Consider the following 24,901-nt stretch of genomic DNA (forward strand, 5'->3'; position numbering starts at 1 on the left):
CTCCTTAGTGTCCAAATATGCGCATCGACCAGTTCTTAATAACACCGGGCTGAGCGTTGTTTGCCATCGGAACGTCATAGATGGTGGAAGAATTGAAATATGCAATGTAAGAATAGACTTCATCGCCGTTCGTATCTATTGCTCGCAACGTCCATTCGCCTTTTGCATCTTCGCCATAAAATTGGTTAGACAACATTAATTGATCTTTGTAGCCTGTAATCGTTGGATCAAGAGATTGACCAACAAGACCATTGCGCGGTGTTTGCAAAACGGAACGAGTCCCTGATGGCGAAATGAGCTCGATAGCTAAGTCGGGCAGACGAGCGTGGTCCAATGTCAATGTCACTTGAACGGATTCTACTGTCAGCTCATCGGCAATGGCGATACTTGAAGAACCACCAACTAGACTTGCATCGGGTACACTTACTTCTGTAGCGTTATTAACCCATGGCGTAATGACTTGAGCTGGTAAAACACGATTCGTCATCCGGGCACGTTGCATCGCTTCATCTAAATCTACAGCACCGAAGCCATAAAAAGTATGGAAATCTACGCCTGCTGCGTTTTTCTGCCAAGGGGCAATGGCCTCGTAGCTAACCTGTTCACCTTTATGGTTAGTAAATTCAAGCTGTACGCCTGGATGCGCTTTATCCGTTACTTTTGCTGTCTTCGCTAGTAAAGCACGTACATCACGAGCAGAAAGTGCGTGGTTGGTTGACATGATTGCCGCGATGGCACCCGATGTGTTTGGCGCAGCCGATGAGGTTCCGTTCATCGTACTGGTATAGTTACAGTTCGGATCGAGCTCCGTTCCGCCGTGTAACCCATTAATGCCAAGGCCTTCACTGGTATTTTGCCCTTCTTCACAACCCATTAAATCAGTGGTGACCATAGCAGGGAAATCTTGCCCATATTCACCTGCTGGTGCTGCAACCCACACGTTCGAACCCACCGATGAGTAACTCGCTCGCGTACCATCCGCTCGTAGTGCACTAGTGACTAAATTGAAGTAATTGGCGTTATCATAAGACTGAGCAGAGTTGTGCATCGGTAAGCCTTGATTGTCTCCACCAGCAAAGAAGTTACTTGGCAATACGAAGAATCGCCCTGCATTGAAATAGCGGTAACCATTACCTGCTGACTTTACAAATACAGCACCTCGACCCCAGGCGTTACTGTTGCTGACGTTTTTCATCACGTCCATTTCAAGTTTTAGCTGAGGGTCGCTTTCATCAAAAGTAATCGGGTTTATAGGGCTGAAACCGTAACTTTGGTTAAATACGCGAACATCGCGTGTTGCTGGGTCCATGCCATGGGAGATTAACCAGCCTTCTAATGTCTGGTTGGCTAACCAGTTAAAACCGATGAGGGAAGAGTGAGAAGCGACACCGCGTCCGCCTTCACCGTTGTTGCCGACGGCGCTAATCAAACCGGCTACAGCAGTGCCATGACCATTAGTATCAACCGGATAACTTGGTGGGAATGAAGAGTCTTCGACGAAGTTTCTGCTACCTGTAACTATATTACCTGCAAGGTCGGGGTGATCGATCTGCACTCCAGAATCAATAACGGCAACTTTCACACCAACACCTGCAATCCCCATTGCCTGAGTGAGCTTAGTGTTTAAGTCGTTCCCAGCAACAGCAGGATTAGCCGCAAACGCAGTTTGCCCCGTGTTGTCTAAGTGCCATTGTTCAGAATAGAGTGGATCAAACGCCGAGACGGCAGGTGCAATGCCTACTGCCAACATAGCAGCAAATAGGCGATTAATGCGTATTTCCATTTTTGACCTCATGTCTTTGTTTGGAATTTTTTAGTTCCTGTTTCATATTCCGCTAACAGGAACAAACAAAGCTAACGACAAAGAATAAGGACGAAAACCATTTACAACTTGTTTACATTAAAAGTTCGATAGACAACATAAGTCTTTGTTAATTTGCTGAAACTATGAGGTTTTTATATGTCGTATCGAACATGCATGAAAAGTGAAAAGCAGAAAATACGAGTGTACCGTCTGCTTCAAGAGAGGAGTTATTTAGTTGAAGCGGGTTGAATAGTTGCCATTGGTTTTTTAGCTTCGGCTTTTTCCTTAGGCAGCACGTTATTAATCCATTTTTTAATGTACAACTTATCGAATTCTTTATCACACCACTTTTTGTTTAATCCACGTCGATTGAACTCAGCACCAATCGCCACTTTGGTTTGGTTAGTTGCACGGTTGTAGTAGAGAGTTTCACATAGTTGAGTGTTACTCATTTGCTGGGCATATACGTTGACACTGCTGCTGCGCATTCCCAGTTGAGATGCTTGCTGATTACTGCACGCCATAAGAAATAGAGGCGCAAAAGTAATAATGATTAGATTTTTTTTCATGTGTGCTTTTTTATGATGTAGGGTGAATGATGAACTGGTTTCTGCCAGCTTGCTTCGCATCATACAAAGCTTGGTCTGCCAAGAAAAACCACTGATCCCATTCTTGTTTAATTATTTGTGCCGACAGTTTGTCCACTGCTCCAAGGGAAATTGTCGCGTTTAATGGTTTGGAGTCAACCACCAATGGCGTGTTTTCAACAGTATATCTCAATCGCTCCAAAAACTTAGCGCAATCTTCAACTCGCTGTACTTCGAATAATAGGACAAACTCTTCTCCACCCCAACGAATGAGTAGGTCACCAGAGCGAGTGGATTCATTAAATAGCGTGGCAATATGAGTCAGCATTTTATCGCCAATATCGTGTCCATATTGATCATTAAAGGTTTTAAAATGATCGACATCTAAAACGGCTAAGGCAAATGTTCTATCTGGGCTTCTACGAGCCATTTTGTCCAACCAAATGTGAAGATAGCGACGGTTATGCAGTTGAGTTAATGGATCGGTAGTATTTTCTTGAGTGAGTGCTTTATTAATACGTCTAACGCGCAGTACGTAACGAAAACCAACGACTCCAATTGCCGCAATAGCGATAAAGTAGAACATTTCTCGATAGCGCTGTGAACGCAGTTCAGAGGCTTGTAGCGCATTTTTTGTTTCTAGCAATTTGAGTTCTTTCTGGGCTAACTTAGCTTCGAGGTCAAACTTAATGTTAATCATCTCTTCACCATGAATATGATGAGAAAACTCAGCCTCTAGCTCTCTTAATTGGGTTAAATAATGAAAAGCCGCTTCATAGTCATTAAGAATTTGATGAGCGTTTACCAGTACCGAAAGCATATCAATACGCTGACGCAGCTCTAATTCACTGGTTGATTTGGTTTGTTCTAGAACGTTAAGTGCTGTTGTAATAGCTTTATCGTATTGTTTGTTTGCGAGGTAAGCCTCTGCAAATGCCTCGTAACAAGACGTTTTTAGCATTTCTAGATTTTTTGGAATGGGCAGGTCTACGCAACGCTGTGCGACCATTAATGCATCATCAATTTTTCCTACCGAGCTCAACATTTGTGAAAAGCTGGATAAAGAGTGGTGCTTGACTGTGTCCGACCCCGTTTGCATTGAAAGTCGAATGGCTTCATTGAAATAATATTCCGCTTTTTTGTTATCTCCGAGGCTCGAGTGAACGATGCTAAGGTTTGCGTAGATAACCCCCATAAAAAAGCTATTATCGTATTGATATTCGCTCTCTAGGTAAGTGTCGAGAGCTTGCGTTAGGTAACTGTTGGCCCGAGCCCAATCTGATGCATCGATGTAGACCGTCCCAATGTTGTTCAGTGTCATCGCGACTTGTATTTCAAATACTGTTTTTTCTAATAACTCATAGGCATTGCGATAATATTTTAGGCCACTGCGTAGTTGATTTCGAGATACTTCTAGATTGCCTAACCAGCGGTAAGCACGGCCTTCTAATGCTAGATAACCAAGATCACGGGCTGTAGAAACAACGTCATGGAGTAACAATTCTGCGTTCCAGTTATCGTCTTGCTCAATCATTGTTACAGCCTTATTGAGCTGTGCTTCAGCGACGACCCATTCCAAATGGTGCTTTTTACCGAATTCGATTAAATCGGGCATATCTTTCGGTAATGGAACGCCTTCGTAACGCTTAAGGTACTTTCGTGCAAAGTAATACAGAGCAAGAGACTCCGCTGATGCATTCTGTGGCGCATTTAACTCATCTTTTTGAATTGATCGCGGCTTACCCATCGAGCGAAAGTAGAGTTTTAACATGGGCTTGCTTTCTGCTGAAATGTGTTCTTCCAGATAAGCTTGCTTTTCGGTACTCGCCAGTACGTTGGTCGGATGCAAGAAAAGTCCAAGTGCAGTACAAAGTGCGCAAGCCAGTTTTTTAATTGAGAAGTGCATGAGCGTATTAATAAAATGTGATCTCTTAACCGAATACCAGTTAAGTCTACCATTTCTTCTTGGTTAAGTGCGGATGGATTCCCAGTGGCAAAGTGCTTTGGGAGTGAGAGACGAGAAGGATCTCTATAATATTATGATTTATAAAAACAAAATCTATTGAAAACTTATGTAATGATTGGAAGATGGCATAGGTAGGGTAACGATGGAAGGTAAGTGAGCATATTCGGTGGACTCAATCTAATGATTTAAGCCGCGGATTCATCGCTCGAAATCAGGGTGAAGTGTAAAAAATTACGTTTCTGTCATAAATATTTAATGTTTGTATGGGTTGTTAAAAAACTGGATATTAGACATAGTGTTATTAAGCCAATAAAAAATGGCTATTTATAATAAATAGGAGATTAACTATGCATAATGAAATGATTCAACCTTCGCACTTCGGCATTATCGGCCGTACCTGCATCGCTTCAGTACTTATGATTGCGGGTGTTTTCGCTCTTATTTAAGAGTCAAGGGTAACGATGATTACCTTTTAAAGAGTAAGAAAATTCAGGGAATCACCTTAACCTTGTGTAAGGTATTCCCCTGAAAATCCAAGCTAGTCTTTAGTTATTAGCTGAAGAAGCTAAAAATCAATGCACTTACCGCCACAATGCCTGCTGCTAGAACAAAGTAAGTAGAGACATTTCCTCGATATTGTTTCATCGCCTCGATTTTATACACCGCTAACATTGGCATAATAAATAAGATCATTGCAATAACAGGCCCTGACAATGCTTCCATCATACCAAGAATACTTGGGTTCATGATCGCCGCCGCCCAGATTGAGAAGAACAGTGCTGCCACGCTGATACGATCAACACGCTTCTCAGATAGGTTAAAATGCTTGTTAATTAAACCATTTAAGCTTTCACGCGCACCTAAAAAATGCCCAAGGAAAGATGAAGTGATAGCAACAAACGCTACTAAAGGACCAAGTGTTGCAATAAATGGATTATCGGTTGCGTTCGCTAAGTAAGACAATACGGATACGTTTTGTTCTTTTGCTTGAGCCAATTGTTCAGGTGACAGTGTTAGCACACAGGAAAATACAAAAATAAGAACAAAGGCAATCAGCATGATGCTAGTGCGGCGAAGAATAACTTCGGATTTGGCATCTGCCTGCTTACCGTAATGGCGACGTTGTACATTTGCAAAGCTTGAAATTGCAGCTGCGTGACTAAACGAAAAAATCACTACAGGAACTGCTAACCACATAGTGCTAGCAAAAGCTGACGCTTCTGGCACATCCATGACAGGCATGGTCCAGTTCGGTATTAAGTAAAATGATAGAAAGGCAAGAATGGCAACAAGTGGGAACACCATAATGGCAAAGGCCCGTAGCATTACTTTTTCACCCGCCATCATAATAGCAATTAGTGCAAACACTAGTACGCCAGAAAGCAAAGGTCTAGGTAAAGAAGCCATATCAGCCTGATTTACCATGAAGCTATCTACTGTGTTTGTTATTCCAACCCCATATATCAACAGGATCGGGAAGATCGAAAGAAAATACAGCAGTGAAATAGAACGGCCTGCTTTTGCGCCGAAGTGCTCTTCCACTACATCAGTGAAGTCTGCGTTTTTGATCTTAGAAGATAGTACAAAACGAGCTAAGCCACGGTGCGCAAGATAGGTCATTGGAAAAGCAAGTACTGCCATCGCGACTAAAGGCCAAAAACCACCAATCCCAAGGTTAATTGGCAGAAACAGGATGCCTGCGCCAACGGCCGTTCCAAATAGGCTAAGAACCCAATGTGTATCATGTTTTGACCAAGCTGTGGTTGTGTTTATTTCACTAGGATTTAAGGCATTTCGAGATTCTTTCACTTTAAAACTCGCTTTTATAAAAATAATAATGCTGAAAATGGTAAAGGTTTTAGTGTTTATTATCACATGCGAAGCTTGGTGAATAATGCTGTGGATTTGGGGTGGTTGTAAATTATCCAACTATGAATTTTTCAATAAACCAGAATAAAGTTCTTAATTTTAATGTATTTAATGGTTGTATGTGTTGAAATTTTAATATTGTGTGGTTTTTGATTTTGCGGTTAAAACTTAATCACGGATGTATGTTCTAAGTGAGTTAGGCCTAATTTTCAGGAAGAATATTACATTTCTTAAGCACTTAATTGAGATGTTTGTGTCCCGTCATTTAGATGAGATTTAGGTATACTGCTGCCATTCATGTTAAAGAAGGAGTCATTGAATGGACATTTTGTCTGCGCAAAAAGAGGACTTATTTGCCATATATAAGCTCGAAAATACTTTATTTGGAGAACACGCCTATCCTCAATTTTTCTTTCGGCAAGCTTTTGATTGTTGGGGAGAGAGTTTACTGGTAGCAAAAGAGGGAGAGCAGGTCGCAGGGTATATATTGCTAACGACTAGCACAAATGCACATCAATATTGGATCATGTCATTGGCCGTCGATATTCAACATAGAGGTAAAGGTATTGCGCGTTCCCTCCTAGAAAACGTAATTGAGCCGTTGACGTTAGGCTCAAGCGTGAAATTGACTGTCGATCCTAAGAACCAACCTGCATTGTCTTTATACCTCTCCCTTGGCTTTAAAACGTTAGAAGAAGAAGCGCATTATTTTGGTGACGAAGAATCCAGGTTAGTTATGGAATTAGTAAAGTAATACTGCACGATAATGACCGAAATTTGCACACAATCAGTGCGTAGCATTACGTTGCTATAATTGGTTTTAAGCTAACCCTTTGTATAGTAAGGGTTTTTAATCTTGGCACCTCACTTGCTTTACATAAACGTTCATCGATAACTCGATGCGCCGCTCTTAATAGCAGGCGAGAGCGGTATAGGGTATTACTTTTTGAAAATGTACTAACAGCGTTAAAGGCATTGCTGCCTCTCTCGATTCGGGAGAGGCTTTTTTTTGCTAGTAAGTTGGGCTGAATCACACTGGAGGTGTTATGTCGCAAGGATGCAAAAAAACCACTTGTCCCTATTGTGGTGTTGGATGTGGTGTCGAGGTCAATGCGAAAGGAATCGTTGGGGATGCGTGTCATCCTGCAAATGCGGGCTCACTGTGCGTAAAGGGCGTCGCGTTGGCAGAGAGCTTGAATATGCCTTCGCGCTTGCTGTATCCAAAGCTTGTCACCAAGCAGCGACCTCAAGGGCAAGAAGTACAATGGCAACAAGCCACGGATCTGATTGCAGAAAAGATTCATCAAGCGAAAGCAGAGTTTGGGTCGAATTCCGTCGCGATGTATGTGTCAGGCCAGTTGTTGACGGAAGACTATTACGTCGCCAACAAACTTATGAAAGGCTATGTTGGCAGCGCAAACATCGATACGAACTCCCGTTTGTGTATGTCTTCGGCGGTTGCGGCTCATGTACGAGCATTTGGTGAAGATGTCGTTCCCGTCAATTACGACGATATTGATAAGACTGAGCTATTGATAATTTGCGGTGCTAATACCGCTTGGACGCATCCTGTTTTATTCCGACGTATTCAACAAGCGAGAGAAAGCAATCCTAACCTCAAGCTGGTGGTCATTGACCCGCGTGAAACGGTCACCGCGCAGCAAGCCGATTTGCATCTACCGATTAAAAACGATGGGGATGTATCACTTTTTAATGGGCTGCTTAAGTTTCTTATTGAGCAGCAATGCGTTGATTCTCAATACATAAATTCCTATACCGACGGGTATGATGCGCTTGCAGAAGAAGCTTCTGATTTGCGTTACGATGTCACTAATCTAACGTCTTCCATTGGCATTTCAGAAGAAAAACTCACGACATTCTTCCAATGGTTTGCGCAAAGCCCAACAGCAATCACGCTGTTTTGCCAAGGGGTAAACCAAGCCGAAAATGGCGTAGACAAAGGCAATGCAATCATTAATGCACACTTGGCGACAGGTAAAATTGCCAAGTCAGGTTGCGGGCCGTTTTCTATTACAGGTCAACCGAATGCAATGGGTGGGCGAGAAGTCGGTGGATTGGCCAACCAGTTAGCGGTTCATCGTGCTTTTGACGCGGAGTCTATCAAGCAAGTGCAGGCGTTTTGGGATTCACCAGAAATTGCTACTCAGCCCGGTTTAAAAGCCGTTGAACTGTTTGAGGCGCTAGAACGTGGTGAGATTAAAGTTCTGTGGATCATGGCAACCAACCCCGTTGTCTCTTTACCAGATAACCAATTGGTAAAACGTGCACTAGAGATTTGTCCGTTTGTGATTGTTTCCGATATCACAGCGGATTCGGATGTCGCGCATTACGCGGACCTGTTGCTGCCCGCCGCTGGCTGGGGGGAGAAACAAGGCATGGTAACCAACTCTGAGCGTCGACTTTCAAGGCAGCGCCAGTTTCAAACGCCTCCGGGTGAAGCAAAATCAGATTGGTGGGCGATAAGCCAAGTTGGACAAGCTTTGTGTGCATTGGAAAAGACACAAAATGGCTTTGCGTTTACTTCTGAGCGGGCGGTATTCAGAGAATATGCCGCGATGACAGGCATGAATGCAGATTCGCCATTGAAGCTAGATCTTTCTCAATACGCCAACTTAACCGAGCAAGAATACGAAGAGTGGGTGCCGACACAATGGGGAGGAGAGCGTCCTTTTGCTGATGGAATCTATTCGCACCAAGATGGAAAAGCGCGTTTTGTCGTGACCAGTGAATCTCCAACACGTTTAGAGAGAACAAAAGGCTGGTGGCTCAATACGGGTAGGCAACGCGACCAATGGCATACCATGACGCGCACAGGGCATATCGCACACCTTGCCGCCTCTGAGTTAGAACCAACCGTGTACATGAACACACTCTCTGCCACTCAAAATCGCTTAAAAGCAGGACAACTCACCAAGCTGTTTCAGCCTACTTCAAACACCGGTATATATGCCAAAGTTGCCATTGATGAAGGTTTGGGTTTTCAAGAGCTATTTATGTCAATGCACTGGGCGGGTCGATATGGCGGTGAAAGCAGTGTTAATGCGATAGTAAACAGCGCAAAAGACCCTATTTCTGGGCAGCCTGCGTTTAAGTCATCTTATGTTGAAGTGCAAGACACAGCGGTAAAAAACTACGGTATGTTCATCGGTACACAGTTTGATTCCGGTAAATTTCTCTACAGCGCATTTCAAGCAGAAAGTAATTTGGGCATCTGGCGCTTTGCAAACGATAAGCGACCAAAGAAGCAGAGTTTTTGTCGAACGGAAAAGAGCCGCAGAATTACGATAGATATTGCCCAAGGCTGGCTAGCGGTGGATTACGACCTTGTTGGAGACGTTCGTATCATTCGCTCTGTTTTAGTGGTGTCTAGTGAACCGATTCAAACCGACTACACCAACTTTACTGGCTTGATTGGCAAGCCGATGGAGCTATCGCAACTGCTTACCATCACTCAATCGCAAAGCAGTGCCAAACTGGTTTGTAGTTGTTTCCGCGTCACCGATAAACAAATACATGACGCGATGGAGAAACAAGACTGCACTTCACTGACTCAACTTCAAAACAAACTCAAATGCGGTACTAACTGTGGCTCGTGCGTCTCTCAAATCAAACAAATGGTCGACAACCATCAGCATCAAAAGGGCAAACAGCAAGCGAACCAGCAAAGTCTGGCTATTCAAATAAAGTAAGTTACAAAGAGGATAAGCACATGGAAGCGCCTTATCAAAAATCTTGGTTTAAGAAAGGACAAGCGAGTCAGAAACAAGAACGCTCGTCTCGCTTTTCTAAGCATGACCAAGCAAGCAAACTGAACCAACTTTTAGAAGACCATTCACTAGACCTAGACGCGAACCACAAAGGTTTTGTCTCGATTGTCGGAGCAGGGCCGCACGATCCAGACTTGTTAACCGTAAAGGCTGTGAAAGCGATTATGTCGGCAGAGATTCTGCTGTACGACCGTTTGGTTAACAAAGATATTTTGGAGTTGGCTCCGCCACAAGCCGATTGGATTTACGTGGGCAAACGATGCGGACAACCTAGTATTGGTCAGGAAGAAATTTGTGACTTGATGGTATCGCTCGCTCAACAAGGAAAGCGAGTTGTGCGCTTAAAAGGGGGAGATCCTTTCGTATTTGGCCGTGGAGGCGAAGAAGCATTAGCGCTCGTCAAACACTCAATCGCGTACGAAGTCATTCCCGGCATTACCGCTGCGATTGGATGTTCAGCAAACAGCTTGATTCCGCTGACTCATCGTGGCGTTGCTCGTAGCGTTACCTTTGTGACGGGGCAAGTGGTAACAGGCGCATTTGAAGCGTGGAGCCAACTGATGCAAAGCGGACAAACGTTAGTCTTCTATATGGGGTTAGAAAAGTCATCGCAAATACAAACGGGTTTAATCAACTCCGGTTTGAGAGAAGATTTCCCAGTCGCGATCATTACTCATGGGTGCAGTCCTCAACAACAAGTGCACGTTACCCAACTCAATCAGCTCAATGAGTTATCGATTACACTTAAAGGCGTGAGCCCAGCATTGATTGTGATGGGAGAAGTTGTCAAACTGCGCGAACAACTAATAGAAACCGTACAGTCAGTGACGGAATACGAGGGAATATGAGCAGCATTTTGGAATGTATTAGAACAGTCGGTCGTGGCGAACGTGGTAGAAAACCACTGAACTTTGACCAAGCGTTTCGAGTTATGGATGAATACCTAAACGGTGAGTGCGACGACGATCAGATGGCAATGCTGTTGATGCTGATCCGCGTACAGAACGAGACTCAACAAGAAATCGCTGGCTTTGTGAAAGCATTCCAATCCCGCATGCCTGCTATTGGTGCAGACATCGACTGGCCATGTTATGCAGGTAAACGTGAAGCGGCAGGTCAACCTTGGCACCTGTTGGCAGCCAAGATCCTCGCCGATAATGGTCATAAAGTGCTGATGCACGGCTATCACGACCGTCAATCTGGTCGTTTACACGCTGAAGACTACCTCGACAAATTTGCTATTACGAAAGCGGAATCAGCAGAAGACGCAAAGCGTGTGTTAGAAACACAAAACATTGTGTATCTACCGCTGAATTCGTTTGCTCCTCAAGCAGAAACCATGATCGGTTGGAAGAATCGTTATGGGCTTAGAACGCCGATTAATACCGTGGTTCGAGCACTGAATCCGGGGCAGGCGACGGTTGGTATTCGTGGTAGTTTCCATCCTGGGTTCCAACAACTTCATGCTGAAGTCGAATACGAGATTGGTCAAACCGCTCACGCTGTTGTGTCATTCAAAGGACAATCGGGTGAGTCAGAATACAACCCGAAAGTAAGTCAAACCGTATGGTTAAGCCAAATAAGCGGCGTGACATCGCACTACTGGACGGAGCAAATGCTGTCTGAGGTGCCAATGCCTGCGAACTGCCCGTTTGGGACGTCAGAAGATGACATGAACCAAATGGCGAATACGGTTCTCGCCACCATGACAGTGGTCTTGTTTGCACAAATGCATGACAGGGAAAAAGCATTCGAACGTGCCTTCTCTTACTGGCAAGCCTATTGTGGCCAGCAATGACGCACTATTGTCAATTAATGTAAAACCAACGACGCAAAGTTGTTGAATCTGAATCCATTATCTATTGTTTGAAGAAGGTAAAAGATCCTAGCTCGCCAATGATGTGTTTCACCACCTTGCTCCGTATCAGAGTGGTGAAACCGCAGTTTTAGCCTCAATCGCGTTCGTTTTTAGCTTCGCTTTTGAGAATGAGAAATTCCCATATGGTAAGACACAGAGGACATGGATAATGGTTCTAAAGCATACCACTCCTAGTGAAAAGGCTTCTCATCCGATCCCACAAGAAGCCTTCGATTGGTACGACGAATACGCCCACGGAAAAATCTCGCGCCGTGAGTTTCTAAATAGGCTGGGTGGCCTTGCTGTGCTTGGCTTTAGCATGACAGCACTGGTCGACGCGCTAACCCCGAATTATGCACTCGCAGAACAAGTTTCATTTAACGATCCTGACATCAAAGCAACTTACGAAACCTTTCCATCTCCAAATGGGCATGGAGAAGGGCGTGGTTATTTGGTGATGCCACAGAAGAAGACCTTAAAATCGCCGACTGTGTTGGTGATTCATGAAAACCGAGGTCTGAACCCTTATATCAAAGATGTCGCAAGGCGACTTGCAAAAGATGGCTTTATTGCTTTCGCTCCAGACGCGCTTTATCCACTTGGCGGCTATCCGGGGAACGACGATGAAGGTCGCGCAATGCAGAAAGAGATGGACAGAGCCAAGATCGAACAAGACTTTATTGCAGCGGCTAGCTTCCTTAAGCAATACGAGGGTGGTAACGGTAAATTGGGCGCGGTTGGATTCTGCTTCGGTGGATACATTGTCAACATGCTTGCAGCAGTTATGCCAGAAGAACTCGATGCAGGTGTGCCTTTCTATGGAACACCAGCGGCGCAAGAGATCCAAAAGCAAGTCAAAGGGCCATTAATGATTCACTTTGCAGGGCTCGATAAGCGTGTTAACGACACTTGGCCTGCTTATGAGCAGCAGTTAATTGCGACCGACGCACAGTATCAAGCGTTAATGTATGAGAACGTCAACCACGGCTTCCATAACGACTCAACAGCACGCTACGCACCGGAAGAAGCAGCACTCGCTTGGGAGCGCACACTCGGCTTCTTCAAAGAACATCTCGCCTCTAGTTAAAACGCGTCTATTTTAGTTGGCACATTCCTTGTTATGTCTCTCTTAGTGAGTGAGATATAAACAAGGAATGTGCATGACTCAATCAACGTCAAAAACACCCATCATAGTATGTTGTGATAGCCTCCAAGAGCAGGCTCGATTGTCCGGCTTATTGAGCAAAGATTACGACAACATCATCGGTTGCCAATTGGCACAACTAGAAACGTTAATGCAACGAGAACCCTCAGCAAGCGTTGTGGTTGGATGGCAGCAACCAACCGCGGAACTGCGTTTGATCGTCGATTTCTGCCGCAGAAAATCGGCACCACTTCTTATCGTCTTAAAGCAATTATCATCCAATGATATCAATCGGTTATCAGAGAAAATGGACTATGTTCTTATGCCGCACGATAGTGAGTTTGCACTTCAACCTTGGATTGAGCATGCGACATTAGTGAGAGCGAAATTCGAAAGTATGCAATCGGAAATTGAATCGCTGACCCATAAGATCGAAGAGCGCAAGCTGGTGGAAAAAGCCAAAGGTCTGCTGATGAAGATGCACAGCGTTGATGAAGAGCAAGCTTATAAAGCGCTTAGAAATTCAGCCATGCAATCGAGCCAAACGCTCGCACAAGTTGCCAAGAATTTGATTATGACTTTGGAGGTACTTGATTAGTTGCCTTACCACTTTGGGGTTAGAGTGTGTTTTCTAACGTGGTGCGTGTTGCACTATCAGCAAGCAATAGCAGGGAATAAGAAACGGTAGAATAAACTAATTCATTGTATTTACTGTGAAAAATAAGTTGGCACAGTAATTGGATTAGTAGGTATGGGTTTATTGTTGAATCGCTTATCTCAATTATCAACGGCGGTAATTGTAGACTTAGCAACGGCGCTACTGCTCTTCGGAGTAGTGGCGCTTTTTTTATGGGAGCAAACCAATGAAATGGAGTTCGATGCTGAAAGTGTCAGCAATTTCGTTATCGGTATTCACCACGGTCAGCGTAAAGGCAGAGTTGGGTGAGCCAGAAATTGAAGACCTGAAGTTTGGTTTTATTAAGTTAACCGATATGGCACCGCTGGCGGTTGCTTATGAGAAAGGCTTTTTTGAAGACGAAGGTTTGTACGTCACTTTAGAAGCGCAAGCAAACTGGAAGGTGCTTTTAGACCGAGTCATCGACGGTGAGCTGGCTGGCGCGCACATGCTTGCTGGTCAGCCATTGGGCGCGACGATTGGTGTCGGCACAAAAGCAGAAGTGATTACCGCGTTCAGTATGGATTTGAACGGCAACGCAATCACGGTTTCCAATGATACTTGGGAGCAGATGAAGCAATACATTCCAAAACAACCAGATGGCAAACCTGTTCACCCAATCAAAGCGGATGCACTGAAGCCTGTGGTCGACAGCTATCTGGATAAAGGCAAACCGTTCAACATGGGCATGGTGTTCCCGGTATCGACGCACAACTATGAGTTGCGATATTGGTTAGCGGCAGGCGGGATTCATCCAGGCTTTTACGCACCAGAATCAGGCGATAACAGTGGCCAGTTGGATGCTGACGTTCTTTTGAGTGTTACACCGCCACCACAAATGCCAGCCACAATGGAAGCGGGCACAATCAAAGGCTACTGCGTTGGCGAACCATGGAACCAACAAGCTGTGTTCAAGGGCATTGGTACACCAGTCGTGACCGATTACGAGATCTGGAAGAACAACCCAGAGAAAGTATTTGGTGTTTCTAAAGCTTGGGCTGAGAAGTATCCAAACACGCACATTCGCGTAGTGAAAGCCTTGATTCGAGCGGCACATTGGTTAGATGAAAACGACAATGCCAACCGCCAAGAGGCAGTGAAGATGCTATCAAAAAGCGAATACGTTGGAGCCGATGCCGAAGTTATTGCTAACTCGATGACGGGCACATTTGAATACGAGAAAGGCGACAAACGAGACGTGCCAGACTTCAACGTGTTCTTCCGTCATAACGCCACTTATCCGTATTACAGCGATGCGATTTGGTACCTGACCCAAATGCGTCGCTGGGGACAGATCTCAAGCGAGAAATCCGATGATTGGTACATGGATGTCGCAAAAGAGGTTTACCGACCGGACATTTACCAACAAGCGGCTCAAGCGCTAATTGAAGATGGTGTGTTGAGTAAAAAAGACTTCCCAGATTTTAGTGCTGAAGATGGTTTCCGTGCACCACAAACACACTTTATCGACAACATCGTTTATGACGGTCGCGAGCCAAATAAATATCTAGAGAAGTTCTCTATCGGGCTTAAAGGAAAAGACAAGGTTTAACCATAACGATAAACGCCACAGGCGAGGGGATTCGCTTGTGGCAACAAGGATGTAAATTTCTTAGGAGTGAGTATGTCTAGTAATGTCATTTCCCTTTTTCCTGCTAAGCAGGTAGTGAACCGAAGTCGGTTGGTACTTTTGCCCGTCATTGGTTTGCTGATATTTTTGGCAATGTGGCACTTAGCAGCGAGAGAAGTGCAAACCTCATTAGGTACGCTACCGGGGCCTGTGCAAACTTTTCAGCAGTTCAGCAACCTTGTCGATGACCATTGGCAAGAGCGAGAAAAGGAACAAGCGTTTATCGAACGTCAGGAAAAACGCAATGCTGCGAAGTTAGTCAAGAATCCGGATGCGGAAGTGAAGATTCGTCCTTACACAGGTAAACCGACGTTCTTCGACCAAATCATAACAAGCTTAGTGACTGTGACTGCAGGCTTTCTGTTGGCGACGGTTATTGCGATTCCGCTTGGCATCGTGCTTGGTCTTAATCAAGGGCTGTATCAAGCGTTCAACCCAATCATTCAATTGCTCAAGCCCGTATCACCTTTGGCTTGGCTGCCTATCGTCACTATGGTTGTAAGTGCGACTTATGTGAGTGATGACCCGATGTTTGCTAAGTCGTTCATTAACTCTCTGATCACAGTGGCGCTGTGTAGCTTATGGCCGACGCTGATTAATACCGCCGTGGGCGTAACGAGCGTTGATAAAGACTTGGTCAACGTGAGCAAAGTACTTCAACTTTCGTGGTGGCAGCACATTCGCACCATCGTTTTACCTTCTGCCATTCCAATGATCTTCACCGGTTTACGTCTCTCTTTAGGTATCGCTTGGATGGTGTTGATTGCGGCAGAAATGCTCGCTCAGAACCCAGGGTTAGGCAAGTTCGTTTGGGATGAATTCCAAAACGGCAGCTCGGCATCATTGGGTCGTATTATGGTCGCCGTCATCACGATCGGCTTTATTGGATTGATGCTCGATAGAGGCATGTTGCAACTTCAAAAGTGGCTGTCTTGGAATAAACAACAAGCGTTGAGATAAGGGAAAAGATCATGGAAAAAGCATTATTAGATCTAACGCGTTTAGGGATGCGATTCCCAACGCCAGATGGCGAGTTCATCGCGCTTAAGAACGTCGATTTACAAATCAATAAAGGCGAGTTTGTATCCCTAATTGGTCACTCTGGCTGTGGTAAATCAACGGTATTGAACTTAGTCGCAGGGCTGCACATGCCAACAGATGGCGGCGTGATCGTCGATGGACGAGAAGTAGCTGGACCGGGACCTGACCGCGCAGTGGTGTTCCAAAACCATTCATTATTGCCTTGGCTCACCGTGTATCAAAACGTTGAGCTTGCAGTAAAACAAATTGCAGTCAAAAAGGGCAAAGCGTGGATTCAGGAACAAGTGAATCACTACTTGGAGTTGATTCAAATGCAGCATGCCGCGCACAAAAAACCGGATGAAATCTCGGGTGGTATGAAGCAGCGAGTCGGCATCGCGAGAGCACTGGCACTTCAACCAAAGGTTTTGCTGATGGATGAACCATTTGGCGCGTTGGATGCGTTAACTCGTGCGCATTTGCAGGATGCACTGATGAAGATTCAAGCCGAGCTAAACAATACCGTCATCATGATTACCCATGACGTGGATGAAGCCGTGCTGCTATCTGACAAAATCGTGATGATGACTAACGGACCAGCAGCAACCATTGGTGAAGTGTTAGAAGTGAATCTACCGCGCCCTCGTGAGCGTGTAGCACTGGCGGATGATGCGCAGTATCAGAAGTGTCGACAAGCGGTGCTGAAGTTTCTTTACGAGAAGCAATCCAAAGTCGAGATTCCTGCTTCGAAAGAAGACAAACCCAAAACCGCAGCGCAAACGGCATAAGGAGGCAGCGATGAACAGTCCTTTAACGATTCCAGTAAAGAACGCATTGAGCCACATCGTTGTGGTAGGTAACGGTATGGTCGGGCAACACCTTGTCGAGCAGTTGGTGCAGAAAAACGCGCATTTGGAGCACCGAATTACCGTGATTGGTGCAGAGCGTTTTATCGCGTATGACCGTGTACAGTTGTCCTCTTTGTTTGCGGGTAAGTCTCATGATGATTTAATGCTGAGTAACCAAGAATGGTACGACATACATGGCATCCAACTCGTACTTGGCAGCCAAGTAACAGGCATCGACAGAGAACAAAAGCGCATTCTTCTTGATGGTGAAGATGTGCTGGGTTACGACCAACTCGTGCTCGCGACCGGTTCTTACCCATTTGTGCCGCCAATTGAAGGTAAAGACCGCGACAATGTGTTTGTCTACCGCACGCTTGATGATCTTTCACAGATCAAAAAGGCATGTGAAGGTGCAAGAACAGGTGCAGTGATTGGCGGTGGCTTATTGGGTTTAGAAGCGGCAAACGCACTCAAACTATTGGGGTTAGAAACTCACGTCATTGAATTTGCGCCTCGCCTGATGCCTGTACAGTTAGATGATGGTGCTGGCTTAGTGCTAAAAGAGAAGATTGAAGCGCTAGGGCTAACCGTTCACACCTCAACGGGTACGGAACGAATCTGCGATGGTGAAACGGCTAAGCATCGTATGGTGTTTAAAGACAAAGATCCTCTCGAAGTGGATGTGATTGTCTTCTCCGCAGGCATTCGTCCTCAAGATGAGTTGGCAAGGCTGGCTGAGCTAGAAATAGGCGAGCGAGGCGGCATTGTGATTAATAACCAATGCCAAACCAGCGATGAGAACATTTACGCGATTGGCGAATGTGCCCTTTGGGAGCAGAAGATCTTTGGTTTAGTCGCACCCGGTTACACCATGGCGAGAACCACTGCCGATGTCTTGACTGGTATGCCAAGCGAAGGTTTTAAAGGCGCAGACATGAGCACCAAGCTCAAGCTGCTTGGGGTGGATGTGGCGTCTATCGGCGATGCACAAATGCAAACCGAAGGCGCTCAAGAAATGGTGTTGCAAGATGCGGTTGCAGGCATCTACAAAAAGCTGGTGGTTGATGCGAGCGGCACCCAATTGCTTGGTGCGATTCTCGTTGGTGACAACAGTGACTACGATGCGCTCTTACAGTGTTATTTGAACAAAACGGTTCTACCAGACCACGCCGCGAACCTGTTGTTTGATACCGGAATGCTTGATGGAGAGATGCCAGACAGCGCCATCATCTGTTCTTGTCACAACGTCACAAAAGGCGACTTAGTTGCCGAGATACAAGCTGGCACTACAAACCTGACGGACCTTAAAGCCAACACCAAAGCCGGTACTGGCTGTGGTGGCTGTAGCAATATGGTCAAGTCGGTATTGGATACTCAACTGGCAGCCATGGGGGTAGAGGTTAACAACCACCTTTGTGAGCACTTTGAGTTAAGTCGCCAAGAGATGTTCCATATTTGCCAAGTAGAACAGATTAAAGACTTCGACACCTTAATTGCACTGCATGGCAAAGGGCATGGGTGTGATATCTGTAAGCCGACAGCGGCATCTGTGTTTGCTTCTTTGTGGAATGAACACATCATGGAGCCACAGCATCAATCTCTGCAAGATTCTAACGATGCTTTCATGGCTAACCTGCAAAAAGATGGCTCTTACTCGATAGTGCCTCGTGTTCCGGGCGGCGAAATCACACCAGACAAACTTATCGTGCTAGGCGAAGTTGCTCAGCAATACGATCTATACACCAAGATCACTGGCGGTCAGCGCGTGGATTTATTTGGTGCGCAGTTAGAACAGCTTCCTGAAATCTGGCAAACCTTAATCGATGCTGGTTTTGAAACAGGGCACGCCTACGGCAAGTCGGTGCGCACCGTGAAATCTTGTGTGGGTTCTACTTGGTGTCGCTATGGTGTTGATGACTCGGTCGGATTAGCCATTGAGTTAGAGAACCGCTACAAAGGATTGCGAGCGCCCCATAAGCTTAAGTTTGCCGTATCGGGATGTACTCGCGAGTGTGCAGAAGCGCAAAGTAAAGACATTGGGGTGATCGCCACTGAAAACGGCTGGAATCTATATGTGTGTGGTAATGGCGGCATGAGACCAAGACACGCTGATTTGTTTGCATCCGACTTATCCAAACCAGAGTTGATCACCATGATTGACCGAGTCTTGATGTTCTACGTCAGCACCGCTGATCGCTTGCAGCGCACGTCAGTGTGGATGGAGAACATGGAAGGGGGCCTAGATTACCTTAAACAAGTGATTTTGGATGACTATCTGAATCTATGTGATTCTTTGGATGAACAAATGGCGCGAGTCGTAGATACTTATCAATGTGAGTGGAAGAGTACGTTGGATAATCCTCAAAAATTGCAACGCTTCCGTCCTTTCTTGAACAGCACGTCGGGCAGTAAAGTCTTACCGTACCAACGTGTGCGCGGTCAGCGTATTCCAGTGAAACAGGAGGTGTAAATGGCAGCTTTAACCAAAGTGAAATTGTGTCAGCTTGGTGACCTAATGCCGTTCATCGGTGCCACGGTGTTGATTGAAGGCGAGCATGTCGCGCTATTCTACATTCCTGATAGCGGTGTTTACGCCGTTCAAGATTGGGACCCAATTGGTAAGGCTTATGTGATGAGTCGAGGGATTGTCGGTGATATCGATGGTGAGATGTGTGTTGCATCACCGCTATACAAACAACACTTCAGTTTAAAGAGTGGGCAGTGTTTGGAAGACGATGCGCACTGCCTAAAAACGTGGCAAGTAACGATCGACGATAATCAGGTTTGTTATTTAGTCGAAGAATGATCCTCGAAATTAGCTTGCGCGATATGAGTAAATTCTTAGCGTAAGAGACAAGCGAATAAAGCTCCAGAGACACCACAGTATGGCTCTGGAGCTTTTTACTATTTGGAAGGATTCACTTGTAGTTCGGTATAGCCAGTCGAGTCGTCCATCGCTCTAGTGAACTCAAGCTCTGAGTAAGAATGGATGATCAATTCTGCGGTAGTATCAATCACTGTGCCTTCCAGCAAATGCCCACCCCAAACTAGTCCATCACGATCAGACACCGAGATATGAACGTGCTGATGCTCAGGCGTTAGTGTTCCCATCACAGAGACGATTTCAAATGGCTCTTGTTTGGTTAACTTACTCTCTGCACCTGCCAAACGAAGGTTGAGGTCAGAGATACAGCCAACGCATGAGGCAATCGAGCCTGCTTTGATACCATGCTGCTCGACCAATTTCGCTAGGCTCAGCTTTAAGTCCATGCCTTTGGTAAGACGTACTGCTATCACTTCAATCGACATGTCACTTCCTAATCAAAACCAGCAAGCAGGAAAGCGCGGTATCCAAGTCGGCATAACGTTTGGCTTTGCCAAGTACGCGCATACCTTGCATGTTGTTGAGAACAAAACGAGCGAGCTCTTCTGGTTTCAACGTTTTCGGCACTAAGGTTTCTTTTTGCGCATTGGTCAGCGCATCCGCAATGATGTCGATAAGATGGTCGAACAAAAAATGCCCTTTACGCAGTACATCATCGTCTTCACCAGCGTGCTCAATCAACGCATTTTGGATAAAACACCCACAGTTGCGTTTGCGTTGCAGTTCAGCAAAGGATTTGAGGAACGATTCCAACTCAGGTAAGGACGCGTCGTCTTTTTCCAAATCATTCAGTGACGGTAGCGAGACCTTTTTCAAGTAGGTATCGAGCGCTTCGTAGTAGAGCTGTTGCTTGTCACCATAGGTGTTGTAAAGACTGAAGCGGTTGATGTTCAACTCGTCGGTGAGATCCGAGATAGACGTGTTCGCAAAGCCCTTGCGCCAAAACACATCCATAGCCACGAGAAGCTTTTCATCTCGGTCGAAGTTGGCTTTTCTTGCCATAAATTACCTGCCTGGGTCTGCTTATCGGGTAATTAAATTGCTTTGGAGGGATGGTACAGAGAACCTCTAGCGTTCGAACTGAACCAATATGATGAATACCCATCTATTCTTGGGTATCAACCTCCAAATTCATGTGAACTCACAAACGGCATCAAAAATCTCGCTCAGCAAACAGACCCACAACTGTTTGAAAATTTTTGATAGTGAAGTTCTTGACTGATCGTTTATAAACTGGCTACAGTATATCCTAACCAATCGGTTAGAAAAAGATAAAAGGATGTGAAATGAAGCTCTATGAAACCGCAATGACTCCAAGTTGTAAGCGAGTTAGCATTTTTCTAAAGGAAATCGGTGGCGAGGTTGAGCGAATTGCGCTGAACGTTCGTGAGGGCGATAACCTATCTGAACCGTTTAAATCGAAAAGCGTGAACGGTAAAGTGCCTCTACTAGAACTGGATGATGGTACGACGATCTGTGAAAGCGTGGCGATTTGTCGCTACCTAGATGAAGCGTTTGAAAATGATCTGGCGCTGTTTGGTGCTAACCAGCTCGAACGTGCTCAGGTGGAAATGTGGCATCGTGTGGTGGAGTTCCAAGGACTAAATGCGGCATTTCAGGCGTTTCGAAACATGACCGGAGTTTATGGAGACAGAGAACGTTGCGTTGAAGCATGGGGCGAAGAATCAAAACAACGCGTCTACGAATTTCTGCCTGTCTTAGACAAGCGTCTTGAACATAATGATTTTATCGCCGTAGACCATTTTACTATTGTCGATATAACAGGCTTTATTTTGATCAGTTTCGCAATTAAAGGCCTAGAAATTGATGTGCTATCGACGTCGCCAAACATTGCTCGATGGTATAACCAAATTTTAGCTAGACCTGCATTTCAGAGTTAATGTATTGCAGCGAGTGGATGATAGCTCGCTGCTACTACCTTACCGATTCTTAACTCAGCAGGATATTCAAATTTTTTCAGATTTTTCTTATTTTTTCTCCTATCGCCTATAATTGGAAAAACAACCTCAATTTGCTTCGTTGCGTTTTAGAGCCTCGAGCTCTTGGTCCGTAGACGCTCTCTTTCATCATGGAAAGTCTAATAATAGACAAGGAGAGGTCATGAATATTCAAGTGAAAACTATCAATAATATTTTAATAGCCCTGTTAATGGTTTCGGTTTTTGGTCTATTCGCACTGTACCTCAATTACACACAGCAGAATGAACAGATTGAAAGGCTGCAAAGTCAGTTAATCGAAAAAGAGCATCAGATACTAATTTCTAATGAAGCGTTGTCTTACACTCGATATCAACACCAATTATTAGCCGAAGACTACAGCCGTTTTAGAAATGAGCAGTCAGTGACTAGTGTTTTGCGTTAGCCAGTAAAGCAACCGTATTAAGGAGGAAGATGAAACCCATTCTTTTGGTCGATGATAGTAAAACAGTCCTGCTTTACATCAGCAGTGCATTGGAAAAGCAAGGCTATGAAGTGCTTGCTGTTGAAGACGGACGAGCGGCGCTCGAAGTGCTAACCCACCGCCCTGATATTCAGTTTGTGCTGAGTGATTTAATGATGCCTGGAATTAGTGGTATTGAATTGTGTCGCCAATTAAAATCTAAAGTTAGCGAGCGTTACATTTTCTTTGTTCTACTGTCTTCTAGAAATGACCAAAGTTCGATCGTGAAAGGCATTGATGCTGGCGCAGATGATTTCGTAGATAAGAAGACGTCTGTAGAGGAACTTCAGGCCAGAATCCGTGCGGGGTTTCGTACTTTAGAACTGCACAACAAACTCGTTGAGAGAAATAAAGAACTAGATGCGGCCTATCAAACAATTCACCAAGACCTGCAGTCTGCGAGTCATCTGATGGAGCAACTACTCCCTTCTGAATCAACTATCCAAAATATACAGTTTAGTTATGTCTACAAACCATGCTCCCAGATTGGTGGTGATATGTTGGGGTATTTGGAGCTCGATGAACAACATGTTGCGTTTTATGTATTTGATGTTTCTGGTCATGGTGTTTCTTCAGCTTTGATGGCTTTTTCTATTCAACAGACGCTATCTCAAAGTCAGGGGCCTGATTCGATCACGATGGAGTTGAGAGATGACGGCTATTGCGTAAGTGAGCCTGCATCTGTGATTGAACGGCTAAATCGGCGTTATCAGCAAACTAGAAACAGTCAACTTTACTTTACTATGGCTTACGCCATTCTTAACACAAAATCAGGGCGACTTAGCTATTGCACGGCTGGCCACCCCAGGATCTTAGTTTGGCGAGCGAGTACGAAAACGATGGAACAGATAGGTGACGATAACTTTATCGTTGGTGCAATGCAGCCGATGGAATATATCGGTAACCAAATTAGTCTGGATGAGGGCGATGCATTGTGGCTTTATTCGGATGGTTTGATTGAAGCGAGACAGGGTGAGGAGATGTTTTCACTACAACGATTGGCATCGAGTGTAAAAGCTGTTTGCACGCTGCCAGTTGAAGATCAAGTGGGAGACGTCTTTAAAAAAGTACAATCTTGGCACAACGAAGATGAGTTTGATGATGATGCCAGCCTTTTACAGGTAAAATGGCATGGTGAGAGGCTCGATTTTAAGGAAAAGAATGTCAAAGAGCGAATTTAAACGAACTTACGGGAGCTCCCTTACTCACTCACGAAGTGCGAGCAAAGACGTTGTTCGGTTTTTGATGGGTCATCAAATCCCCTTAAATGCAATTCAATCATTGGAGCTTTGTGTCGTTGAGCTCATGAATAACGCTTATATTCATTCTTACAGTGAAATAGAAGGCCTGCCAATTGAAGTGGAGTGTAGGGTTGGGGATGACCAAGTGTCCGGTTTCGTGGAACTGAGAGTCTCTGATTGCGGAGCGCCGATCAATGAAAAGACGTTCATCCAACATAAAAATAAACAGATTGAGGCACCTAACTTAATGGATGACGATAGTTGGTCCTCCTCTGGTCGCGGACTGATGTTAGTCGCTCAATTATCTGACCTGTTTACATTGGAAAAAGGTTTCGAAAACAATACGTTTGTTGTAGTGAAAAGGAATAGGGAGAGAAACTAACAACCAAGCAAAGTCGATTTGCTTCACTTGGTCCCTAGCGTTAATCTGACGGTTGCGTTGTATATCATTGTTATTTTGTATTCGTTGTTGGTGCCGGTGATAGTAACGCCTCCAACTCTTCTGGTGTTAGAATATCACTGATGTTTAACATATTACTTTCATCATCTAGCGCCATCTTTGTACGGCTAAGTAAGTACCTTTTTTGAGTTGGTGTTAGGTCTTTGAGAGACTCAATCAACTCCCTAAAATTGCTATTATTCATTGCCATATTTCCCCCAGTTAAGCCTTGAATTTCTTTATTGCATATTCTTCAAGTAAGTGAAGATTTGTTGATTAATTGCAGCTAGCTCTTTAGTAACTATAGCTATATCTGAGCTATCTGGCGCTGTATCGTTTCTGGTTTTTTCTTCTATTCTTTGAAACGCAATGACCGCGGTGTCTTCTCCGAAACTCTCTAGAATGCCCTTTAAACTATGAGCTAATAGATAGAGTTCTGACCAACATTTGCTTGCATATAGCTCATCTATACGCTCTATATCATTCGTGTGATCTTCAAGGTATGTAGAAAAAACAGTGACGATCAGATCTACGTCGTTATCCATGTATGTATTGAGAACATCAAAATTAATCATGTATACCCCTATTAAACGTTGAGGTAGAGGAATGTTTCGGATAATGAAGGCTTAGCCGAAGGTATGAATGGCATAACCAGTATTTGAGCAGAAATAGTTTGCTTGTCGCTTG

At 44.8% G+C, this 24,901-nt stretch carries 23 protein-coding genes; 15 read left to right on the forward strand and 8 right to left on the reverse strand.

Translation table 11 applies throughout. The annotated features are described in order from the left end of the window. Positions 1 to 4 precede the first annotated feature (4 nt). From R7Q09_RS08285 to R7Q09_RS08300, 4 genes are all read right to left on the reverse strand, one after another. Positions 5 to 1,783 (reverse strand): S8 family peptidase, encoded by a 1,779-nt coding sequence (locus R7Q09_RS08285; RefSeq protein WP_318070648.1) that lies wholly within the window; start codon positions 1,781 to 1,783, stop codon positions 5 to 7. A 248-nt stretch (positions 1,784 to 2,031) separates the two neighbouring features. Beyond that, positions 2,032 to 2,373 carry a hypothetical protein gene (locus R7Q09_RS08290; RefSeq protein WP_258641602.1) on the reverse strand — a complete coding sequence of 114 codons (342 nt, stop codon included), beginning with the start codon at positions 2,371 to 2,373 and terminating at the stop codon, positions 2,032 to 2,034. 10 nt (positions 2,374 to 2,383) lie between these two features. Then, positions 2,384 to 4,297: a tetratricopeptide repeat-containing diguanylate cyclase gene (locus R7Q09_RS08295; protein ID WP_318070647.1), complete on the reverse strand. Its 1,914-nt coding sequence runs from the start codon at positions 4,295 to 4,297 to the stop codon at positions 2,384 to 2,386. Between the two features lie 612 nt (positions 4,298 to 4,909). Further along, positions 4,910 to 6,166, reverse strand: a complete 1,257-nt coding sequence (locus R7Q09_RS08300) for an aromatic amino acid transport family protein (RefSeq protein WP_017820237.1) — start codon at positions 6,164 to 6,166, stop codon at positions 4,910 to 4,912. 379 nt (positions 6,167 to 6,545) lie between these two features. Between R7Q09_RS08300 and R7Q09_RS08305 the strand changes: the two genes are divergently transcribed. From R7Q09_RS08305 to nirD, 11 genes are all read left to right on the forward strand, one after another. Further along, positions 6,546 to 6,980, forward strand: a complete 435-nt coding sequence (locus R7Q09_RS08305) for a GNAT family N-acetyltransferase (RefSeq protein WP_238952593.1) — start codon at positions 6,546 to 6,548, stop codon at positions 6,978 to 6,980. A gap of 292 nt (positions 6,981 to 7,272) precedes the next feature. Beyond that, positions 7,273 to 9,936, forward strand: a complete 2,664-nt coding sequence (locus tag R7Q09_RS08310; RefSeq protein ID WP_318070646.1) for a nitrate reductase — start codon at positions 7,273 to 7,275, stop codon at positions 9,934 to 9,936. A 20-nt stretch (positions 9,937 to 9,956) separates the two neighbouring features. Further along, complete coding sequence (gene cobA / locus R7Q09_RS08315) at positions 9,957 to 10,862, forward strand: uroporphyrinogen-III C-methyltransferase (protein WP_318070645.1); 906 nt, start codon at positions 9,957 to 9,959, stop codon at positions 10,860 to 10,862. Continuing rightward, the gene (locus tag R7Q09_RS08320; RefSeq protein WP_318070644.1) at positions 10,859 to 11,812 is read left to right on the forward strand and encodes a glycosyl transferase family protein; all 954 of its coding nucleotides are present in this window, start codon (positions 10,859 to 10,861) and stop codon (positions 11,810 to 11,812) included. Before cobA ends, R7Q09_RS08320 begins: the two co-directional genes overlap by 4 nt. A gap of 229 nt (positions 11,813 to 12,041) precedes the next feature. Continuing rightward, positions 12,042 to 12,959, forward strand: coding sequence for a dienelactone hydrolase family protein (locus R7Q09_RS08325; protein WP_318070643.1), 918 nt, complete (start codon positions 12,042 to 12,044; stop codon positions 12,957 to 12,959). A 73-nt stretch (positions 12,960 to 13,032) separates the two neighbouring features. After that, positions 13,033 to 13,614 (forward strand): ANTAR domain-containing response regulator, encoded by a 582-nt coding sequence (locus tag R7Q09_RS08330; RefSeq protein WP_031781127.1) that lies wholly within the window; start codon positions 13,033 to 13,035, stop codon positions 13,612 to 13,614. A 265-nt stretch (positions 13,615 to 13,879) separates the two neighbouring features. Further along, on the forward strand, positions 13,880 to 15,244 hold the full coding sequence (locus R7Q09_RS08335) for a CmpA/NrtA family ABC transporter substrate-binding protein (protein ID WP_005387573.1): 1,365 nt from the start codon (positions 13,880 to 13,882) through the stop codon (positions 15,242 to 15,244). Between the two features lie 72 nt (positions 15,245 to 15,316). Then, entirely contained in the window at positions 15,317 to 16,282 is a 966-nt protein-coding gene (locus R7Q09_RS08340; RefSeq protein WP_005387563.1) for an ABC transporter permease, read from the forward strand. Positions 16,283 to 16,293: 11 nt separating this feature from the next. After that, positions 16,294 to 17,130 (forward strand): ABC transporter ATP-binding protein, encoded by an 837-nt coding sequence (locus R7Q09_RS08345; RefSeq protein ID WP_005387561.1) that lies wholly within the window; start codon positions 16,294 to 16,296, stop codon positions 17,128 to 17,130. 10 nt (positions 17,131 to 17,140) lie between these two features. Then, the gene (gene nirB, locus R7Q09_RS08350) at positions 17,141 to 19,660 is read left to right on the forward strand and encodes a nitrite reductase large subunit NirB (RefSeq protein ID WP_318070642.1); all 2,520 of its coding nucleotides are present in this window, start codon (positions 17,141 to 17,143) and stop codon (positions 19,658 to 19,660) included. Continuing rightward, on the forward strand, positions 19,661 to 19,996 hold the full coding sequence (gene nirD, locus R7Q09_RS08355; RefSeq protein ID WP_005387555.1) for a nitrite reductase small subunit NirD: 336 nt from the start codon (positions 19,661 to 19,663) through the stop codon (positions 19,994 to 19,996). 98 nt (positions 19,997 to 20,094) lie between these two features. Here nirD and R7Q09_RS08360 read toward each other — a convergent pair whose 3' ends face one another. Further along, a complete protein-coding gene (locus R7Q09_RS08360; protein WP_151515507.1) occupies positions 20,095 to 20,499 on the reverse strand; it encodes a PPC domain-containing DNA-binding protein in 405 nt (134 codons plus the stop codon). 1 nt (position 20,500) lies between these two features. Beyond that, positions 20,501 to 21,076 carry a TetR/AcrR family transcriptional regulator gene (locus tag R7Q09_RS08365; RefSeq protein ID WP_005375904.1) on the reverse strand — a complete coding sequence of 192 codons (576 nt, stop codon included), beginning with the start codon at positions 21,074 to 21,076 and terminating at the stop codon, positions 20,501 to 20,503. Positions 21,077 to 21,360: 284 nt separating this feature from the next. Between R7Q09_RS08365 and R7Q09_RS08370 the strand changes: the two genes are divergently transcribed. The 4 genes from R7Q09_RS08370 to R7Q09_RS08385 all read left to right on the forward strand — a co-directional run bounded on the left by R7Q09_RS08370 (position 21,361) and on the right by R7Q09_RS08385 (position 24,157). After that, entirely contained in the window at positions 21,361 to 21,975 is a 615-nt protein-coding gene (locus R7Q09_RS08370; RefSeq protein WP_005375905.1) for a glutathione S-transferase family protein, read from the forward strand. A 220-nt stretch (positions 21,976 to 22,195) separates the two neighbouring features. Next, positions 22,196 to 22,456, forward strand: coding sequence for a hypothetical protein (locus R7Q09_RS08375; protein ID WP_005375908.1), 261 nt, complete (start codon positions 22,196 to 22,198; stop codon positions 22,454 to 22,456). Positions 22,457 to 22,485: 29 nt separating this feature from the next. After that, a complete protein-coding gene (locus R7Q09_RS08380; RefSeq protein ID WP_318070641.1) occupies positions 22,486 to 23,715 on the forward strand; it encodes a PP2C family protein-serine/threonine phosphatase in 1,230 nt (409 codons plus the stop codon). Next, positions 23,696 to 24,157, forward strand: coding sequence for an ATP-binding protein (locus R7Q09_RS08385; protein WP_025998580.1), 462 nt, complete (start codon positions 23,696 to 23,698; stop codon positions 24,155 to 24,157). Before R7Q09_RS08380 ends, R7Q09_RS08385 begins: the two co-directional genes overlap by 20 nt. Before the next feature lie 70 nt (positions 24,158 to 24,227). On the opposite strand, the gene R7Q09_RS08390 is transcribed toward R7Q09_RS08385, so the two are convergent. After that, positions 24,228 to 24,419, reverse strand: coding sequence for a hypothetical protein (locus R7Q09_RS08390; RefSeq protein ID WP_025767706.1), 192 nt, complete (start codon positions 24,417 to 24,419; stop codon positions 24,228 to 24,230). A 34-nt stretch (positions 24,420 to 24,453) separates the two neighbouring features. Beyond that, positions 24,454 to 24,789: an Hpt domain-containing protein gene (locus R7Q09_RS08395; protein ID WP_031781126.1), complete on the reverse strand. Its 336-nt coding sequence runs from the start codon at positions 24,787 to 24,789 to the stop codon at positions 24,454 to 24,456. Positions 24,790 to 24,901: the final 112 nt, after the last annotated feature.

The organism is Vibrio sp. 2130-1 (assembly GCF_033339515.1).